At 69.6% G+C, this 15,379-nt stretch carries 13 protein-coding genes; 12 read left to right on the top strand and 1 reads right to left on the bottom strand.

Features of this window, described 5'->3' with window-relative positions:
* Positions 1-249: 249 nt before the first annotated feature.
* The 9 genes from aspS (at position 250) to rsgA (ending at position 11,412) form a co-directional block, all read left to right on the top strand.
* A complete protein-coding gene (gene aspS / locus ABD255_RS21835) occupies positions 250-1,539 on the top strand; it encodes an aspartate--tRNA(Asn) ligase (protein WP_344216781.1) in 1,290 nt (429 codons plus the stop codon).
* A gap of 78 nt (positions 1,540-1,617) precedes the next feature.
* The gene (locus ABD255_RS21830; protein WP_344216779.1) at positions 1,618-2,919 is read left to right on the top strand and encodes an ArgE/DapE family deacylase; all 1,302 of its coding nucleotides are present in this window, start codon (positions 1,618-1,620) and stop codon (positions 2,917-2,919) included.
* Positions 2,920-2,941: 22 nt separating this feature from the next.
* Positions 2,942-5,644: an ATP-binding protein gene (locus tag ABD255_RS21825; protein ID WP_344216777.1), complete on the top strand. Its 2,703-nt coding sequence runs from the start codon at positions 2,942-2,944 to the stop codon at positions 5,642-5,644.
* Positions 5,645-5,762: 118 nt separating this feature from the next.
* Positions 5,763-6,530, top strand: coding sequence for an alpha/beta fold hydrolase (locus ABD255_RS21820; RefSeq protein WP_344216775.1), 768 nt, complete (start codon positions 5,763-5,765; stop codon positions 6,528-6,530).
* Entirely contained in the window at positions 6,527-7,333 is an 807-nt protein-coding gene (locus ABD255_RS21815) for an alpha/beta fold hydrolase (RefSeq protein ID WP_344216773.1), read from the top strand. The genes ABD255_RS21820 and ABD255_RS21815 overlap by 4 nt, the downstream gene beginning before the upstream one ends.
* Positions 7,334-7,569: 236 nt before the next feature.
* A complete protein-coding gene (locus ABD255_RS21810) occupies positions 7,570-8,295 on the top strand; it encodes a DsbA family oxidoreductase (RefSeq protein ID WP_344216771.1) in 726 nt (241 codons plus the stop codon).
* Between the two features lie 179 nt (positions 8,296-8,474).
* A complete protein-coding gene (locus ABD255_RS21805) occupies positions 8,475-9,065 on the top strand; it encodes a DoxX family protein (protein ID WP_344216769.1) in 591 nt (196 codons plus the stop codon).
* Between the two features lie 83 nt (positions 9,066-9,148).
* Positions 9,149-10,420 (top strand): 3-phosphoshikimate 1-carboxyvinyltransferase, encoded by a 1,272-nt coding sequence (gene aroA / locus ABD255_RS21800; RefSeq protein WP_344216767.1) that lies wholly within the window; start codon positions 9,149-9,151, stop codon positions 10,418-10,420.
* Positions 10,420-11,412 carry a ribosome small subunit-dependent GTPase A gene (gene rsgA / locus ABD255_RS21795; RefSeq protein ID WP_344216765.1) on the top strand — a complete coding sequence of 331 codons (993 nt, stop codon included), beginning with the start codon at positions 10,420-10,422 and terminating at the stop codon, positions 11,410-11,412. The genes aroA and rsgA overlap by 1 nt, the downstream gene beginning before the upstream one ends.
* A 3-nt stretch (positions 11,413-11,415) precedes the next feature.
* On the opposite strand, the gene ABD255_RS21790 is transcribed toward rsgA, so the two are convergent.
* Entirely contained in the window at positions 11,416-11,910 is a 495-nt protein-coding gene (locus tag ABD255_RS21790; RefSeq protein ID WP_344216763.1) for a DUF2231 domain-containing protein, read from the bottom strand.
* Positions 11,911-12,046: 136 nt separating this feature from the next.
* Between ABD255_RS21790 and hisN the strand changes: the two genes are divergently transcribed.
* From hisN to ABD255_RS21775, 3 genes are all read left to right on the top strand, one after another.
* On the top strand, positions 12,047-12,826 hold the full coding sequence (hisN, locus tag ABD255_RS21785) for a histidinol-phosphatase (RefSeq protein ID WP_344216761.1): 780 nt from the start codon (positions 12,047-12,049) through the stop codon (positions 12,824-12,826).
* Positions 12,827-12,911: 85 nt separating this feature from the next.
* Positions 12,912-13,727 (top strand): SAM-dependent methyltransferase, encoded by an 816-nt coding sequence (locus ABD255_RS21780; protein WP_344216759.1) that lies wholly within the window; start codon positions 12,912-12,914, stop codon positions 13,725-13,727.
* A 244-nt stretch (positions 13,728-13,971) separates the two neighbouring features.
* Positions 13,972-15,240, top strand: a complete 1,269-nt coding sequence (locus ABD255_RS21775) for an IS110 family RNA-guided transposase (protein ID WP_344216757.1) — start codon at positions 13,972-13,974, stop codon at positions 15,238-15,240.
* The last annotated feature ends 139 nt before the right edge of the window (positions 15,241-15,379 follow it).

Raw genomic sequence — 15,379 nt, 5'->3', positions numbered from 1 at the left:
GTGTGGGGGTCGAGGGTTCTACCCTGAACGTGTTCGTGGTGACGGAACCGAGTAGCGCCGTTCACCCGTGCCAGAGAGAGTCGCCGGTAGCTGGGAAGGCGACGCACGGGCCGGTCGTGAAGACACTCCTGAGCGAATGAAAGGCAAGAGGCCGGATCGTCCGATCCGGTGAAGGTGTGGTGGCACCGCGAGATTCCCCTTCGCCCACACCTCCGGGGTTCGAGTTGACCAACGGAGGTGAAAACAGCCATGCGCATTCTCAACCACGAGATCCCCTCAGCAGTAGGCCAGACCGTCACGGTGGCCGGCTGGATCCATCGAAGACGACGGCTGGCGGCCGTCAGCTTCCTGGTCCTGCGGGACCGCTCCGGCCTGAGCCAGATCGTCGTCAAGACGCCGGAAACCCAAGCCCAGCTGGACGAACTCGGCGAGGAGACCGTCGTCCAGGTGACCGGTACGGTCGCCGCCAACCCGCAGGCGCCGGGTGGCGCCGAGATCGTCGAGCCCACGATCGAGCCGCTCACCGAACCGGCCGCGACACCACCGATCGAGCTCTGGCGCCCATCCGTCGGCGCGAGTCTGCCGGTCGTACTGGACAACGCTCCGGTGGCTCTGCGGCATCCGGCCGTCCGGGCCGGGTGGGAGGTCGCCGCGGCCGCGCTGCACGGCTTCAGGGCGTCGGTGGACGGCCAGGGCTTCACCGAGATCCAGACCCCCAAGATCGTCGGTACTGCGACCGAGTCCGGCGCGAACGTGTTCGCGCTGGACTACTTCGGTGGTCCCGCGTATCTGGCCCAGTCGCCGCAGTTCTACAAGCAGACGATGGTCGGCGTGTTCGAACGCGTCTACGAGGTCGGCCCGGTCTTCCGCGCCGAACCGCACGACACGGTTCGGCATCTGGCCGAGTACGTCTCGCTCGACGCCGAACTCGGCTTCATCTCCGACCACCGCGACGTCCTCGCCGTACTGCGTAACGTCATCGCCGGCATGCTCCGAGCAGTCGGCGAGCGGGCTCCGGCAGCGCTGGAGCGGCTGAGCGTGGAACTGCCGGAGATCCCCACGGAGGTGCCGGTCCTGCACTTCAGCGAGGCGCTCAAACTGGCCGGGGCGGACCCGGACGAGCCCGACCTGTCGCCGGCCGACGAGCGGGCGATCGGCGAGTGGGCGCTGCGCGAGCACGGCAGCGCGTTCGTCGCGGTCGAGGGGTATCCGATGGTGAAGCGGCCGTTCTACACGCACCCGCAGCCGTCGGACCCCCGCTGGTCCAACTCGTTCGACCTGCTGTTCCGGGGCATGGAACTGGTGACGGGTGGGCAGCGACTCCACCGCTACAGCGACTACGTGGCGGCGCTGGCGGCCCGGGGCGAGTCCGCGGAATCGCCCACCTACAGCTCGTACCTGCAGGCGTTCAAGCACGGGATGCCGCCGCACGGCGGGTTCGCGATCGGTCTCGAGAGGTTCGTGGCCCGGCTCATCGGTGCCGAGAACGTTCGCGAGGTCACGCTGTTCCCGCGCGACCTGCACCGCCTGACGCCCTGAGGTCGGGTGTCCCCCTCAGCGAGGTTTCTCTCGCCGAGGGGGACTTCGGCCTGGGACAGGCTCATGGATGATGTGGGCATGTTGAGTGAGGTTGAGCAGGCGGTCCTGGACGCGGTGGACGACGGGCGGATCGTCGCGGAACTGCGGGAGCTGGTGCAGATTCCGAGTGTCGACGGGACCGCGGCCGAGGTAGACATCCAGGGGTGGTGTGCGCGGAAGCTCGCGGAGCTGGGGATGGAGGTCGATCACTGGCAGCTGGATCTGCCGGCGATCACCGCCGATCCGGAGTTCCCCGGGATGGAGGTCGAGCGGACCGAGGCCTGGGGCTGCGTGGGCACGCTGGGCCAGACTGCGCCAGGCCAGGCAGCGCCAGGCCAGGCAGCGCCGGGGCGGGCGACGCCGGGCTTGGTGCTGAACGGGCATGTGGATGTCGTGCCGGTGGGAGATCTGGCGCTCTGGCCGGATGCTGATCCGTTCTCGGCGCGAATCACCGACGGGATCATGTGGGGCCGCGGCACCTGCGACATGAAGGGCGGCCTGGCCGCGATCCTCGGCGCCGTCGCCGCGATCACCGCCGCCGGCGTCACGCTCAAGAAGCCGTTGGCGGTCCACACCGTCGTCGGCGAGGAGGACGGTGGCCTCGGCGCCTTCGCCACCCTCAAGCGCGGTCACACCGGCGACGCCTGCCTGATCGCGGAGCCGACGGCCGGTGGCGTGATCCCGGCCAACGCGGGTTCGCTGACCTTCCGGCTGGAGATTCCCGGCCTCGCCACCCACGGTTCGACCCGCACCCGCGGCGTCAGCGCGATCGAGAAGTTCGAGCTCGTCAACCGGGCGCTCGCGGCGCTGGAGATCGAGCGCAACCTCGACCCGCACCCGTTGCTGAAGCACCTCGACCTGGCGAACCCGCTGTCCGTCGGCACGATCCAGGCCGGCGACTGGGCCAGCACAGTCCCGGACCTGCTGGTCGCCGAGGGCCGGTACGGCGTACGCCTGGGCGAGCCGGTCGACGAAGCCCGGCAGGCCTTCGAGCACGCCATCGCCGAAGCGTGTGCCACCGACGACTGGCTCCGCGACCACCCGGTCAAGATCACCTGGCCCGGCGGGATCTTCGCGTCCGGCCTGCTCCCCGAGGGTGATCCCCTGCTCGAAGACACGCTGCAGGCAGCCACCGCGGCCGGGGCGAGCGCAGTACCGGAGGTCTTGGGTGGGCCGTATGGGTCTGACCTGCGGCAGTACGCCGCTGCCGGGATCCCCACGCTCCAGTACGGTCCGGGTGACGTCCGCTACGCCCACGCCACCGATGAGCACGTACCGCTGGCCGAGGTCCTTCACTGCGCCCGTGCGTACGCTCTGCTCGCTGTGAGGCGCTGCAGCTAGCAGGCGGTGGTAGAAAGTGCGCATGGATCCGCTGCGAGGGCGTTCGGCTGAGCTTGGCCGGTTACTCGAGGCAATGCGCGCGGCGGAGTCCGGTGAAGCTTCTCTGACCGTCGTGACCGGTGAGCCCGGTATCGGCAAGTCCGCCCTGCTCCGGGCAGCTGTGGAGCAGGCGAGCCGCCACGGCATCCTCCTGGCGACTGCGGCGGCTCACCAGACGGACGACATCAGTCCGCTGGCGTCCCTGGCTCCAGCACTCCGCGCCGGCACGGACCCGCTGATCAGCACCGACCACTTCCTGGAGCTGGCCGCCCTCAACGGCCAGCCGCTGTGGTTGGCCGAGCGGCTGGCAGACCTCATCGGCCGCCGCCTCGACGGCGTGGTCGCCCTGGTAGTCCTAGACGACGCCCAGTGGTCAGACCCGCTCACAGCCTTCGTACTGCGGGTCGTCATCGCCCGGCTCAGTCGGGCCAAGGTGATGTGGCTGCTTGCCACCCGTCCATCACCCGGTGGTGTCACTGACCAGCTAGTAGACGCTGTGCGGGACCAGATCCCCGTCCACTCCATCCACCTGGCTCCTCTCAGCACCGAGGCGGTTCTGGAACTAGCCGCCGACCGCTTGGGCACACCGATCGACCCGGCCTTGTCGGTACGCCTGGGCGGGGTACAGGGCGTGCCCTTCCTGGCTGAGCAGCTTGTGGCCGGGCTCTACCTGTCGGACCTGCCTGACGGACTTGTCGAGGGTGTGCGCCGCAGAGTCAGCGGTACTTCGGACCGGTGCCAGTCGTTGCTCCGGACGGCGGCGGTGTTCGGGAGCGAGTTCCAGCTCGAGGACGTGGCCGTGCTGATGGGTGAGCCGATTGCCAAGCTGTCCGGGCCACTGGACGAGGCGATACGTGCTGGGCTTCTGGCCGATGGTGGTTCCACCCTCATGTTCCGGCATGAGCTGCTGCGGGCCGCAGTACTGGGTGATGTGCCGCCGTCGGCGCAGCGGGCTCTGCACAGAGCGATTGCGGATCAGCTACTGGCCGGCGGGCGTGGTCCCGCCGCGGCAGCGCCACACATCCTCGCTGTAGCTGCGCCTGGAGACGCTGGGGCCGTCAAGATCCTCCGGGAAGCGGCCAAGGAGCTGCTGGCGACTATGTCCATCACTGCCGCCAACGTGATCCAGCAGGCCTTTGAGCTCACACCGGTCGACCACAACCTGCGTGGTGAGGTCGGTGAGGACGTGGTCGCGGTACTGCTGGGTGCGAGGCAGTTCGACCGAGCCAAGGCGTTCGCGGACGACCTGCTGGGCGGGACGGCGCTGTACCGCGGTCCAGTTACTCCGGACCTTCGCGCCTCGATCCGGTTGCGTCTGGCGCCTCAGCAGTGGGCGACCGGGCAGCTGGACGAGAAGGACCTCGCTGTCCGGTTCACCGCGCCGCAGCTCGCCGAGCGGCTCAAGGCCTACCGGGTCCTGCTCGGCAACGAAGAACCCTTCGAAACCGAGGACCCAGTCGCCGTCGGCGTCCAACTGCTCGCCGCGGCAGAGCGCGCGCAGCGGGAAGGCCGGTACCGCGAGGCACGCGACCTGTACGCGCAAGCGAGAACGTCGTCGCTCGACGAAGGCGGCAGCCATCGGGCGTCGTCGGATGACAGTGCTAGCGGCCGGCCGGCCTCGTCGATCGACGAGGTCGGGAGCCATCCGGCGCTTCGGATCGAGCTGGCGGAGCTGTTCTGCCAGGCGCAGCTCGACGACCTCGACGGCGCCCTCGGCCGGCTGAAGGAGCTACTCAGCGCAGGTGATTCCTGGCTCGCTCCCCACCTGTCCGTCCTCCGCGCTCGCCTGGAACTTGCCGCAGGCAACCTCTCCGCAGCCGCCGAAGCCGCGACGACCAGCCTGCGCTGGAGCGCGGAGATCCACGATCCCTTGTCCGAGCCAGTCGCTCGACAGATCCTCGCCCTAGTGGCGCTGCTGCGCGGTCACCTCTCCGAAGCTCGCGAGCAGGCCGCCGGCGACGAGCAGATCCGGGCGCTCCTGGCGATGGCCGATGGAGATCTGTCAGCGGCCGCCAAGCTCATGGAGACACCGTTCGACTTCCCCGAGCGCCAGGACCTGCTCATCCACGCCGCAACCGCCTCGAAGGACGGTGAGCTGGCCCGGGCGGCCGCAGTACTGCTCCAGGAGCAGGCAGAGGCGACTCCTGCTCGTGGGTTCCAGGCCGCAGCGAAGCTGGTCGCTGCCTTCAACGACGCCGACCGGCTGGGCCTGGCCGAAGCGGTAGAGCTGCTGCGGGAGGTCCCCCGGCCGCTGCTTCTCGCAAGAGCCGAGGAGCTGTATGGCCGAGCCTCGCTGGAGGAGGACCGAGCAGACGGAGTCGCGGCGCTGGAACGTGCTCACGACTCCTACACGAAGCTCGGAGCCACCGGACCGGCCTCACGGGTCCAGTCGGTGCTTCAGGCCGCCGGAGTACGCCGGCGGCGGTGGGCCGCAGTACAGGCGCGGCCGGAGACCGGGTGGGAGGCGCTGACGCCGATGGAGCGGCGGGTGGCTCTGCTGGTCGCCGAGGGCCATACGAACCGGTCTGCCGCCGAGGAGCTCGTACTGTCCCGCCAGTACGGTCGGCACCCACCTGAGGGCCGCCTTCGGCAAGCTCGGGGTCAATTCGCGGGTCCAGCTCACCCGGCTGGTGCTCGAGCGCTTCGCGTCTCCCCCGAACGCATGAGATTTGGGTGCGGTAGGTGAGCTGACACCTCATCCGGTGCTCGCCGAGTTCCGCTGTTCGGTCGATTCGTCCACACACCCGTTCGCTGTTCTCTTGCGGTGTTGGAAAACGGACCGACCTAGGAACGAGGAACAAACGATGAGTGAGAAGACCCCGACCGTCGTACTGATACACGGAGCGTTCGCCGACTCCTCCAGCTGGAACGACGTGATCTCGGAACTGAAGGGCCGCGGCATCGAGGCCATCGCGGTCTCCAACGAGCTGCGCGGGCCGGCGCTGGACGGCAGCCGGGTCGCGGCGCTGGTCCGTGAGATCGACGGCCCGGTCGTGCTGGTCGGCCACTCCTACGGTGGCGCGGTCATCACCGCCGCCGCGAACGACGCCGACAACGTCAGCGGGCTGGTCTTCGTGGCCGCCTTCGCTCCCGAGGAGGGCGAGAGCCTGCAGGATCTGCTCGGCAGCTTCCCCGCCAACGACTTCGCCTCCGGCCTGGTGCCGCACGCCCTGCCGACCGGTGACGGCGGCGAGGAGGTCTGGCTGAGCATCGCGCTGGACAAGTTCCCGGCGCTGTTCGCGGCGGACGTTCCGCAGGCCGAGCTGATGGGCCGCACCCAGCGCCCGATCGCCGCGGCCGCCTTCGAGGAGAAGTCCGGCGCGGCCAGCTGGAAGCGGCTTCCGGTCCACACCCTGGTGGCCACCGGCGACCTGGCGATCCACCCCGAGGGTCAGCGCACGATGGCAGCCCGGGCCAACGCCACCACGATCGAGGTCGACGGCTCGCACGCCATCTCGGTCTCGCAGCCCAAGGCCGTCGCCGCCTTCATCGCGAGCGCCGTCGAGCACAGCATCGCGACCGCGGTCGAGCACAGCATCGCGAGCGCCGTCGAGGCAGGTGCGAACCGATGACCGCCCGCTTCCTCACCACCCGCCGCCGGGTCCTCGCCGCCGCGGCCGGGATCGCCCTGATCGCCGCTGGGACGACCACCGCCACCGCCGCCGTACAGAACCACAACCAGCCGAAGCCGACCGTCGTCCTCCTGCACGGAGCGTTCGCCGACGGATCGAGCTGGAACGAAGTGACCGAGCGCCTGCAGCGCGACGGCTACGAGGTGGTAGCACCGGCCGTGCCGCTGCGGAGCATCGCAGGCGACACGAGCTACCTGACCGGCGTACTGGCCGGCATCCCGGGGCCGAAGGTCCTGGTCGGCCACTCGTACGGCGGCGCGCTGGTCAGCCAGCTCGCCGGGACCTCCGGGGTCAAGGCTCTCGTGTACGTCGCCGCCTTCATCCCGCAGGCCGGCGAGACCCTGGGCGGCCTGACCGCGAAGTACCCGGGCAGCGAGATCGGCCCGGACACGACGAACGTCATCACCTACCCCGGTGGGGTGGACCTGGTGATGAAGCCAGGCTCGTTCCCCACGGTGTTCGCCGCGGACCTCTCGCCCCGCGAACAGGCCGTCCTCACCGCCGCCCAACGGCCGGTAGCCGCCGCCGTCTTCGACGAGCCCGTCGCCACCACCACCGCGCCGGCCTCCCTCCCGAAGTACGCGTTGGTCGCCACCCAGGACAAGGCCATCCCCCCGGCCGCCGAGCTCTTCATGGCAGAGCGCGCCGGAGCCACCACGGTGAAGGTCCGCTCCTCCCACCTCCCGATGCTCTCCCACCCCAAAGCAGTAACCGCCCTAATCGAGCAGGCCGCAAAGAACTAAGGCGGCCGCAGGCCGGACGGCGGGCGGTCGCAGGCCGCTCGCCGGACGGCAGCGGCCTAAGGCGGAGGGCGCTCGAGCGCCAACGCCTTCAGGCAGCAGCTGGCGGCGGCCGGAGGACGCTCGCCGGGAGGGGCGGGCGGCTCCTCCATCAACCACACGCCGTGCAGTCCCCCCAGGACTGCACGGCGTGGTGCTGTGTGGGAATACAGACGGACAGCAGGTAGTTGCCAACTGGCATGCGTATTGATGTTTGGTCTGATGTGGTCTGTCCGTGGTGCTACATCGGGAAGCGGCGGCTGGAGCAGGCGTTGGTAGAGGCCGGGGAGAAGGCTGAGGTCACCTGGCACAGCTTCCAACTCGATCCGTCTGCGACCAACGACGACCCGCGGGATCTCGCCGAGCGGCTGGGTGAGAAGTACGGGCGGGGGCGTGAGTTCGGGCTGCAGGCCAACGAGCATGTGACGACCGTTGCTGCGGAGGTTGGGCTGGACTTCAAGCTCAAAGATGCGAAGGCGGCCAACACGGTCGACGCGCACCGACTGATCCACCTCGCCCGCGACCTCGAAGCGACCGGCGAGCTCAGCAGCGGAACCCACGGTCAGCTCAAGGAGCGGCTGCTCAAGGCGTACTTCACCGAAGGCCTCCCGGTCGGCGACCACGACACCCTCACCCGCCTCGCCGTCGAGACCGGACTCCCCGAAGACCGCGTCACCGAAGTACTAGCCGGTACTGCGTACGCCGCCGAGGTGGCCGCCGACCAGGCCCAGGCCGTCGCGTACGGCGCCAACGGGGTCCCCTTCTTCGTCATCGACGAGAAGTACGGCGTGAGCGGGGCTCAGCCGGTCGAGGTGTTCCAGGAGGCGATCCGCCGGGCCAACGCCGACCGCAAGCCCGTGACGCTGGTCACCGCCCCCGGCACCACCGACGACACCACCTGCGGCCCCGACGGCTGCCCGATCTAGCCCACCCGACCCCCGATCCACCGCCCCGGGCGGCGCCTCACGGCTGCCCGATCCAGCCCACCGGTGGCCCGCACGGCCGGCCGATTCGAAGCGCACGGCTGGCCGATTCGAAGGTGGGTACACGACACACGGGGCACCTGGTGCTCCCCAGGCATTGTCGGACCAGGTAAGAAGGAGACATGACTGTCGTGCGCGCACTGGCCAGGCCGTTGCTGTCCACCATTTTCGTCGTCCAGGGCGCCAAGGCGGTCCGGGACCCCGAACCCCACGTGACGAAGGCGCAGCCAGTCGCGGACCGTCTGGTTCCGCTGGTGAAGAAGGTGGCGCCGCCGCAGGTCAGTGACCGGCTCCCGGAGAGCACGGCGAACCTGGTCCGGCTGAACGGCGCCGCCCAGTTGCTCGGTGGACTGGCGCTTGCCAGCGGCAAGGGTCGCCGCCTCGGCGCCGTCCTGCTGGCGGGCTCGCTGGTGCCGACGACGCTGGCCGGGCACTCGTTCTGGCAGGAGTCCGACAAGACCGTCCGCGCGGCTCAGAAGGTCCAGTTCATGAAGAACCTCGGACTGATGGGAGGCCTGCTGCTCGCCGCGGTCGACACCGAGGGCAAGCCGGGCGTCATCTGGCGGGCCAGCCACGGCGCGAAGGTGACCAAGCGTGAGACCCGGCGCGGCGTCAAGGCGGCCAAGCGCGAGACCAGGCAACTGGCCAAGTCCGCCCGGCGCGAGGCGAAACTGGCCGCCAGGACCGCCCGCGCCGAGCTTCCGTTCGGCTGAGATCCACCCCTCACCAACCTGACAGGGCGTGACCTGACCCATCCCCGCTAGGCTCGGAGCACAACGAGCCTCAAAGGAGTGGGATGGGAACGCAGCAGGGCTGGCCGGCACCGCGCGCCGAGGGACCGGTCGAGGGCCGGGTCACCGTGCCTGGTTCGAAGTCGATCAGCAACCGCGCGCTCATCCTCGCCGCGATCTCCGACGGGCCGTCCACCCTGTCCGGGCTGCTCGCGGCCCGGGACACCTCGCTGATGCGGTCCGCGCTGGTGGCGCTGGGCGTCGGCATCACCGAGCAGGACGGCCTCGTCACCGTGACGCCCGGCTCGCTCAAGGGCCCGGCGAGCGTCGACTGCGGTCTGGCCGGCACCGTGATGCGGTTCGTGCCACCCGTCGCCGCGCTGGCCGACGGCGAGGTCGCGTTCGACGGCGACGAGTACGCCCGGGAACGCCCGATGGACGTCATCCTCGGCGCGCTGCGCACCCTCGGAGTACGGATCGAGGACCACGGCACCGGCCGGATGCCGTACTCCGTGAGCGGGGCCGGGTCGGTCCGCGGCGGCAAGGTGACCCTGGACGCGTCCGGGTCGAGCCAGTTCGTCTCCGCGCTGCTGCTGGCCGGCGCGCGGTACGACGAGGGCGTGGACCTCCGGCACGACGGCAAGCCGGTCCCGTCGCAGCCGCACCTGGACATGTCGGTGGGGATGCTGCGCGAGCGCGGTGTGCACGTCGACGACAGCGAGCCGAACCGCTGGGTGGTTGCCCCCGGCCCCATCCGCGCGCTCGACAGCGCGATCGAGCCGGACCTGTCCAACGCGGCACCGTTCCTGGCCGCCGCGGTGATCACCGGCGGCTCGGTGACGGTGACCGGCTGGCCGTCCGCCACCACCCAGCCCGGCGACCACCTCCGGGAGATCTTCACCCGCTTCGGCGCCGAGGTCTCGCTGTCCGGCGGTGACCTCACCGTGCGCGGGACCGGCCGGATCCAGGGGGTCGACCTGGACCTGGGCGAGGTGGGCGAACTGTCGCCCGTGCTCGCCGCGGTCGCCGCGCTGGCCGACGGCCCGTCGTACCTGCGCGGGATCGCGCATCTGCGCAACCACGAGACCGACCGGCTGGCCGCGCTGGAAACCGAACTCAACGCGCTCGGCGGCGACGTGAACCAGACCGACGATGGCCTGGAGATCCGCCCGAAACCCTTGCACAGTGGGCTTTTCGGCACCTACCACGACCATCGGATGGCGCACGCGGCCGCCGTTCTCGGCCTCGTCGTGGCCGGTCTCGAGATCGAGAACATCGCCACCACCGCCAAGACGATGCCCGAGTTCCCGGACCTCTGGTCGGCGCTGGTCGGCTGATGTCGCGGTACGACGAGGAAGCGAAGTACGACCGGCCCAAGCGCCGGACCCGGCCGCGGACGAAGGACCGGCCGACGTACGACGATGCCGTCACCGGGTTCGTGATCACCCGGGACCGCGGCCGGTACACCTGCTGGGTGGGCGAGAAGGATCGCGTCGTCACCGCGATGAAGGCGCGGCAGCTCGGCCGCAAGGGCGTCATCGTCGGCGACCTGGTCAAGCTCGACGGCGACGCCAGCGGCGACGAGGGCACGCTGGCCCGGATCGTCGAGGTCCTCCCCCGCAAGACCCTGCTGCGCCGGTCGGCCGATGACGACGACCCGGTCGAGCGGCCGCTGGTCGCGAACGCCGACCAGCTCGTGATCGTCGTCTCCGTGGCCAACCCCGAACCGCGCACCCGGCTGATCGACCGTTTCCTGGTCGCCGCCTACGACGCCGGCATGCGGCCGCTGCTCTGCCTGACCAAGACCGACCTGGCGGATCCCGACGGATTGCTCTCGATCTACCGGCCGCTGGGAGTGGAGTCGGTCGCCACCCACCAGGGCGGCGACCTCAGCGAGCTCGCGGAGCAGCTGCGCGGCCGGACGAGCATGATGGTCGGACACTCCGGCGTCGGCAAGTCGACGCTGGTGAACGCGCTGGTGCCGGGCACCAACCGCGCGATCGGGGTGGTGAACGACAACACCGGCCGCGGTCGCCATACGTCCACCAGTGCGTTGCTGCTCCGGCTGCCTGACGGCGGCTGGATCGTCGACACGCCTGGGATCCGGTCCTTCGGGCTGGCGCACGTGCAGCCGGACCAGCTGATCAACGCGTTCGGCGACCTGGCCGACGAGACCCGGGACTGCCCGCGCGGCTGCACCCACTCCGAGACCGAGCCGAGCTGCGCGCTCGACACCGCCGTGGCCGAGGGCCGGGTCGACGCCGAACGCGTCGCGTCCTTCCGCCGGCTGCTGGCCAGCCGCGAAGGCCGCGACCTCGAAACCACCTAGGCCCTAGTTGGGTGGGAGCCGGCCGTCCCAGACGGCTTTGGCGCCCGCGTCGCCGGTGCGGATGGTCTGCCAGATCACCAGGACGCCGACCACCACGACCGCCGCACTCACCACCAGCTCCAGCGGCTTGCTCTTGGTTGCCTTGGCACCCTTTCCGCTGGCCAGCTGGGACGGGCCGCCGAGCAGCAGGAACGCCGCGATCGCCACCGCCAGGAAGATCAGGCAGAACCAGAACAGCAGCTTGCCGCGGTCCTCGTGCAGCCTGACGAGCTGCTCCAGCTCGGGAACCGCCGCCACGAACGCCTCGCCGCTCTCGCGGGCGACGTACGCGAGCACCACCGAGCCCAGTCCGAGCAGCAGCGTGGGCCAGCGCAGCAGCCACCGCCACTTCGGCACCAGCGCGAAGACGATCGCGATCAGCGCGCCGGCCGGCAGCACCACCACGGCCGCATGGATGACCAGGACGTGGAGGGGGAGATCTCCGAAGCGCTCGAACATGACGCCTCCAGCAGTCGTAGTTGTCTGACACTAACTGCACGTTCAACCACCACGGATGGTTCAATCCGAGCCGAGACCGAGCCGCAACCTTTGGACTGGCCCCCCGACTCGCCGCGCGGCAGGTTAGCCTTCGGGCATGCCCTCGCATACCGACGATCTGCGGCTCGCCCACATCCTTGCCGACGACGCCGACTCCACCACGATGGACCGTTACAAGGCGCTCGACCTGCACGTCGCCACCAAGCCGGACCTGACGCCGGTGAGCGAGTCCGACCGAAAGGTCGAGGACGTGATGCGCAAGACGCTGGCCCGGGCCCGCCCGCGGGACGCCTTCGTCGGCGAGGAGGAGGGCACCACCGGCTGGGGCATCCGCCGCTGGGTGGTCGACCCGATCGACGGCACCAAGAACTACATCCGCGGCGTCCCCGTCTGGGCCACCCTGATCAGCCTGATGATCGAGGACCAGGTCGTGGTCGGCGTCGTCTCCGCCCCCGCGCTCGGCCGCCGCTGGTGGGCGTCGTACGGCGACGGCGCGTGGACCGGCCGGGCGCTGATGTCCGCCCAGCCCTGCCGGGTCAGCGATGTCTCCGACCTGGGCGACGCCTCGCTGTCCTACTCGTCGCTGAAGGGCTGGGACAAGCTCGGCCGGAAGGACCAGTTCGCCGACCTGATGGACACCTGCTGGCGGACCCGCGCGTACGGCGACTTCTGGTCCTACATGCTCGTCGCCGAAGGCGCCGTGGACATCGCGGCCGAGCCCGAGCTCAACCTGTACGACATGGCCGCCCTCGCGATCATCGTCGACGAAGCAGGCGGCAAGTTCACCGCCCTCGACGGCACCCCCGGCCCGAACGGCCCCAACGCCGTGGCCACCAACGGCCGCCTCCACGACGAGGTCCTCCACCGCCTCGGCTAGCACGCACCGATCGGGTGGGTTGGTCGGCCTGTCATCGCCTAGAGTGACCGGGGTCGTACAAACCGCTTGAAGGGATGACGTTGCGATGACCGATGCGGGCGCAGAGAACGCCGTGATCGCAGGGATCGACGTCACCAAGCCGAGCATCGCGCGCACCTACGACTATCTCCTCGGCGGCAAGGACAACTACGCTGTCGACCGGGCGCTGGCGGACCGCTTCATCAACGACCTGCCCGGTTCGCAGGCGATCGCGTTCGACAACCGCGGCGCGCTCGTCCGCGCCGTCCGGGAGATCGTTGAGAACACGCCGGTCCGGCAGTTCATCGACCTCGGCAGCGGCCTGCCCACCGCCGACAACGTGCACCAGGTCGCCCAGCGCCACGCGCTCGGCTCGAAGGTCGTCTACGTCGACAACGACCCGGTCGTGCTCGCCCACGGCCGGGCCCTGCTCGCCGAGAACGAGAACACCACCGTCTTCCAGGCCGACCTGCGCAACCCGAAGGCGATCTACGACAGCTCCGAGACGCGCGAACTGATCACCTTCGACGAGCCCGTCGCGGTCATCTTCAGCGCCGTCCTGCACCACCTCAACGACGACGAGGACCCGGCCTCGATCGTCCGCTTCTGGTACGACCGCGTCCCGTCCGGCAGCTACTTCTTCATCAGCCACTTCCGCAGCGAGAACGACCCGCGCAGCGCGCACATGCAGGAACTCCTGCAAGGCTCCCTGGGCCGCGGCCGCTGGCGCACCGACGAGGAGATCCTCGCCCTGTTCGGCGAAGGCCTCACCATCCTTCCCCCTGGCCTCGTTCCCGCCGCCGAGTGGCGCCCCACCCAGCCCACCGACGACCTCACCGACTGGGAACGCCTGATCGCCGCCGCCCTGGCCGTGAAAAACTAGCCCGTACGTAGTACTAGTCCCTGATGCCCCCTGGTGGGGCAGCCCGTTCCGGGCTGAAAATTGGGGGTGGTCGCCCGCTGACGCCGTTTTTCTATGGTTCGTTTGAGGCCGTGTACTGGTCGGGCGCTGGGAGCTGCGCCGTGGGCCCTTCAGTGTTGCCTCGAGCACGCGGATTAGATTCGCCAGACCCTTGCCGCTCCTGCGGGTGACCGTCGGTCAGAGGTCGAGTGGGGAGGTGGGGTTGATGTTGGAGGAGACGCACGACGCCGAGGAGATCATCGCGCGGGTCGCGGCGCTGGATATCGGCAAGGCGGAGTTGGTGTGTTGTGTCCGGGTGCCCAGCCCGGATCGGCCGGGCAAGAGGCTGCAGGAGGTGGACACGTATTCGACGATGACCCGGTCGCTGCTGCGGTTGGCGGATCGGCTGCGGGAGCTGGGGGTGTCCAGGGTGGTGATGGAGGCGACCTCGGACTACTGGAAGCCGCCGTTCTATCTGCTGGAGGCGGCCGGGTTGGAGACCTGGCTGGTCAACGCCAAGGACGTCAAGCACCTGCCCGGCCGGCCGAAGACCGACCGGCTGGACCCGGTCTGGTTGTGCAAGGTCGCCGAGCGGCAGATGCTCCGGGCCAGTTTCGTGCCGCCGCTGCAGATCCGGCAGTTGCGGGACCTGACCCGTTACCGGGTCGACCTGGTGGACGCCTGCACCGCGGAGAAGAACCGGGTCGAGAAGCTGCTGGAGGACGCCTGTATCAAGCTGTCCGTGGTCGCCTCGGACATCTTCGGGGTGTCGGGTCGCGACATGCTGGCCGCGTTGGCGACCGGTGAGCGTGACCCGAAGGTGCTCGCACAGTTCGCCCGGGCCCGGATGCGGGGCAAGATCAGCGATCTGGAGGAGGCGTTCACCGGGTACTTCACCGACCACCATGCCTGGCTGCTGACCAAGATGCTGGCCCGGATCGATCAGATCAGCGCCGACATCGCCGAAGTCGAGGACAAGATCGGCGACCAGATCGCCCCTTTCGCCCAAGCGGTGGACACACTCGATGAGATCCCCGGCGTCGGGCGGGTCGCCGCGCACGTGATGATCGCCGAGATCGGGATCGACATGACCCGGTTCCCCACCCCGAACCATCTCGCGTCCTGGGCCCGGTTCGCGCCCGGCGTCAAGGAGTCCGCCGGGAAGAAGAAGGGCACCGGCTCCACCGGACACGGCAACCGCTACCTGGCCCGGGTACTGGGCGAGGCCGCCGTCGCCGCAGGCAGGACCGACACCTTCCTCGGCGAACGCTACCGCCGCATCACCCGCCGCCGCGGCAAGAAGAAGGCCATCGTCGCGGTCGGCCGCTCCATCCTCGTCATCGTCTGGCACCTGCTCGCCGACCCCGACACTCGCTTCCATGACCTCGGCCCCGACTACCACGACAACCGCACCGGCCCCGACCACAAGAAACGCAACCACATCCGCCAACTCGAAGCCCTCGGCTACAAAGTCACCCTCGAACCCGCCGCCTGAACCCCAACCAACAACCACTCCCGGCTCCGCTGCGCTCCGCCGGAAGCCAACGCACGCCCCAGCACAGTCATTTTCGGATTAGTAGACCGTCGCTTCTAATATTCGGGGTAGGGGTGGCGGTGGCCGAAGGCCGAGTTGG

The organism is Kribbella sancticallisti (assembly GCF_039530625.1).
GTDB lineage: Bacteria > Actinomycetota > Actinomycetes > Propionibacteriales > Kribbellaceae > Kribbella > Kribbella sancticallisti.
This window is presented reverse-complemented; position numbering and strand designations above follow the sequence as displayed.

Excerpts from the sequence above, each read along its gene's own strand:
- aspS (WP_344216781.1), top strand. The coding sequence starts at position 250 with ATGCGCATTCTCAACCACGAGATCCCCTCAGCAGTAGGCCAGACCGTC.
- ABD255_RS21830 (WP_344216779.1), top strand. The coding sequence starts at position 1,618 with ATGTTGAGTGAGGTTGAGCAGGCGGTCCTGGACGCGGTGGACGACGGG.
- ABD255_RS21825 (WP_344216777.1), top strand. The coding sequence starts at position 2,942 with ATGGATCCGCTGCGAGGGCGTTCGGCTGAGCTTGGCCGGTTACTCGAG.
- ABD255_RS21820 (WP_344216775.1), top strand. The coding sequence starts at position 5,763 with ATGAGTGAGAAGACCCCGACCGTCGTACTGATACACGGAGCGTTCGCC.
- ABD255_RS21815 (WP_344216773.1), top strand. The coding sequence starts at position 6,527 with ATGACCGCCCGCTTCCTCACCACCCGCCGCCGGGTCCTCGCCGCCGCG.
- ABD255_RS21810 (WP_344216771.1), top strand. The coding sequence starts at position 7,570 with ATGCGTATTGATGTTTGGTCTGATGTGGTCTGTCCGTGGTGCTACATC.
- ABD255_RS21805 (WP_344216769.1), top strand. The coding sequence starts at position 8,475 with ATGACTGTCGTGCGCGCACTGGCCAGGCCGTTGCTGTCCACCATTTTC.
- aroA (WP_344216767.1), top strand. The coding sequence starts at position 9,149 with ATGGGAACGCAGCAGGGCTGGCCGGCACCGCGCGCCGAGGGACCGGTC.
- rsgA (WP_344216765.1), top strand. The coding sequence starts at position 10,420 with ATGTCGCGGTACGACGAGGAAGCGAAGTACGACCGGCCCAAGCGCCGG.
- ABD255_RS21790 (WP_344216763.1), bottom strand. The coding sequence starts at position 11,910 with ATGTTCGAGCGCTTCGGAGATCTCCCCCTCCACGTCCTGGTCATCCAT.
- hisN (WP_344216761.1), top strand. The coding sequence starts at position 12,047 with ATGCCCTCGCATACCGACGATCTGCGGCTCGCCCACATCCTTGCCGAC.
- ABD255_RS21780 (WP_344216759.1), top strand. The coding sequence starts at position 12,912 with ATGACCGATGCGGGCGCAGAGAACGCCGTGATCGCAGGGATCGACGTC.
- ABD255_RS21775 (WP_344216757.1), top strand. The coding sequence starts at position 13,972 with ATGTTGGAGGAGACGCACGACGCCGAGGAGATCATCGCGCGGGTCGCG.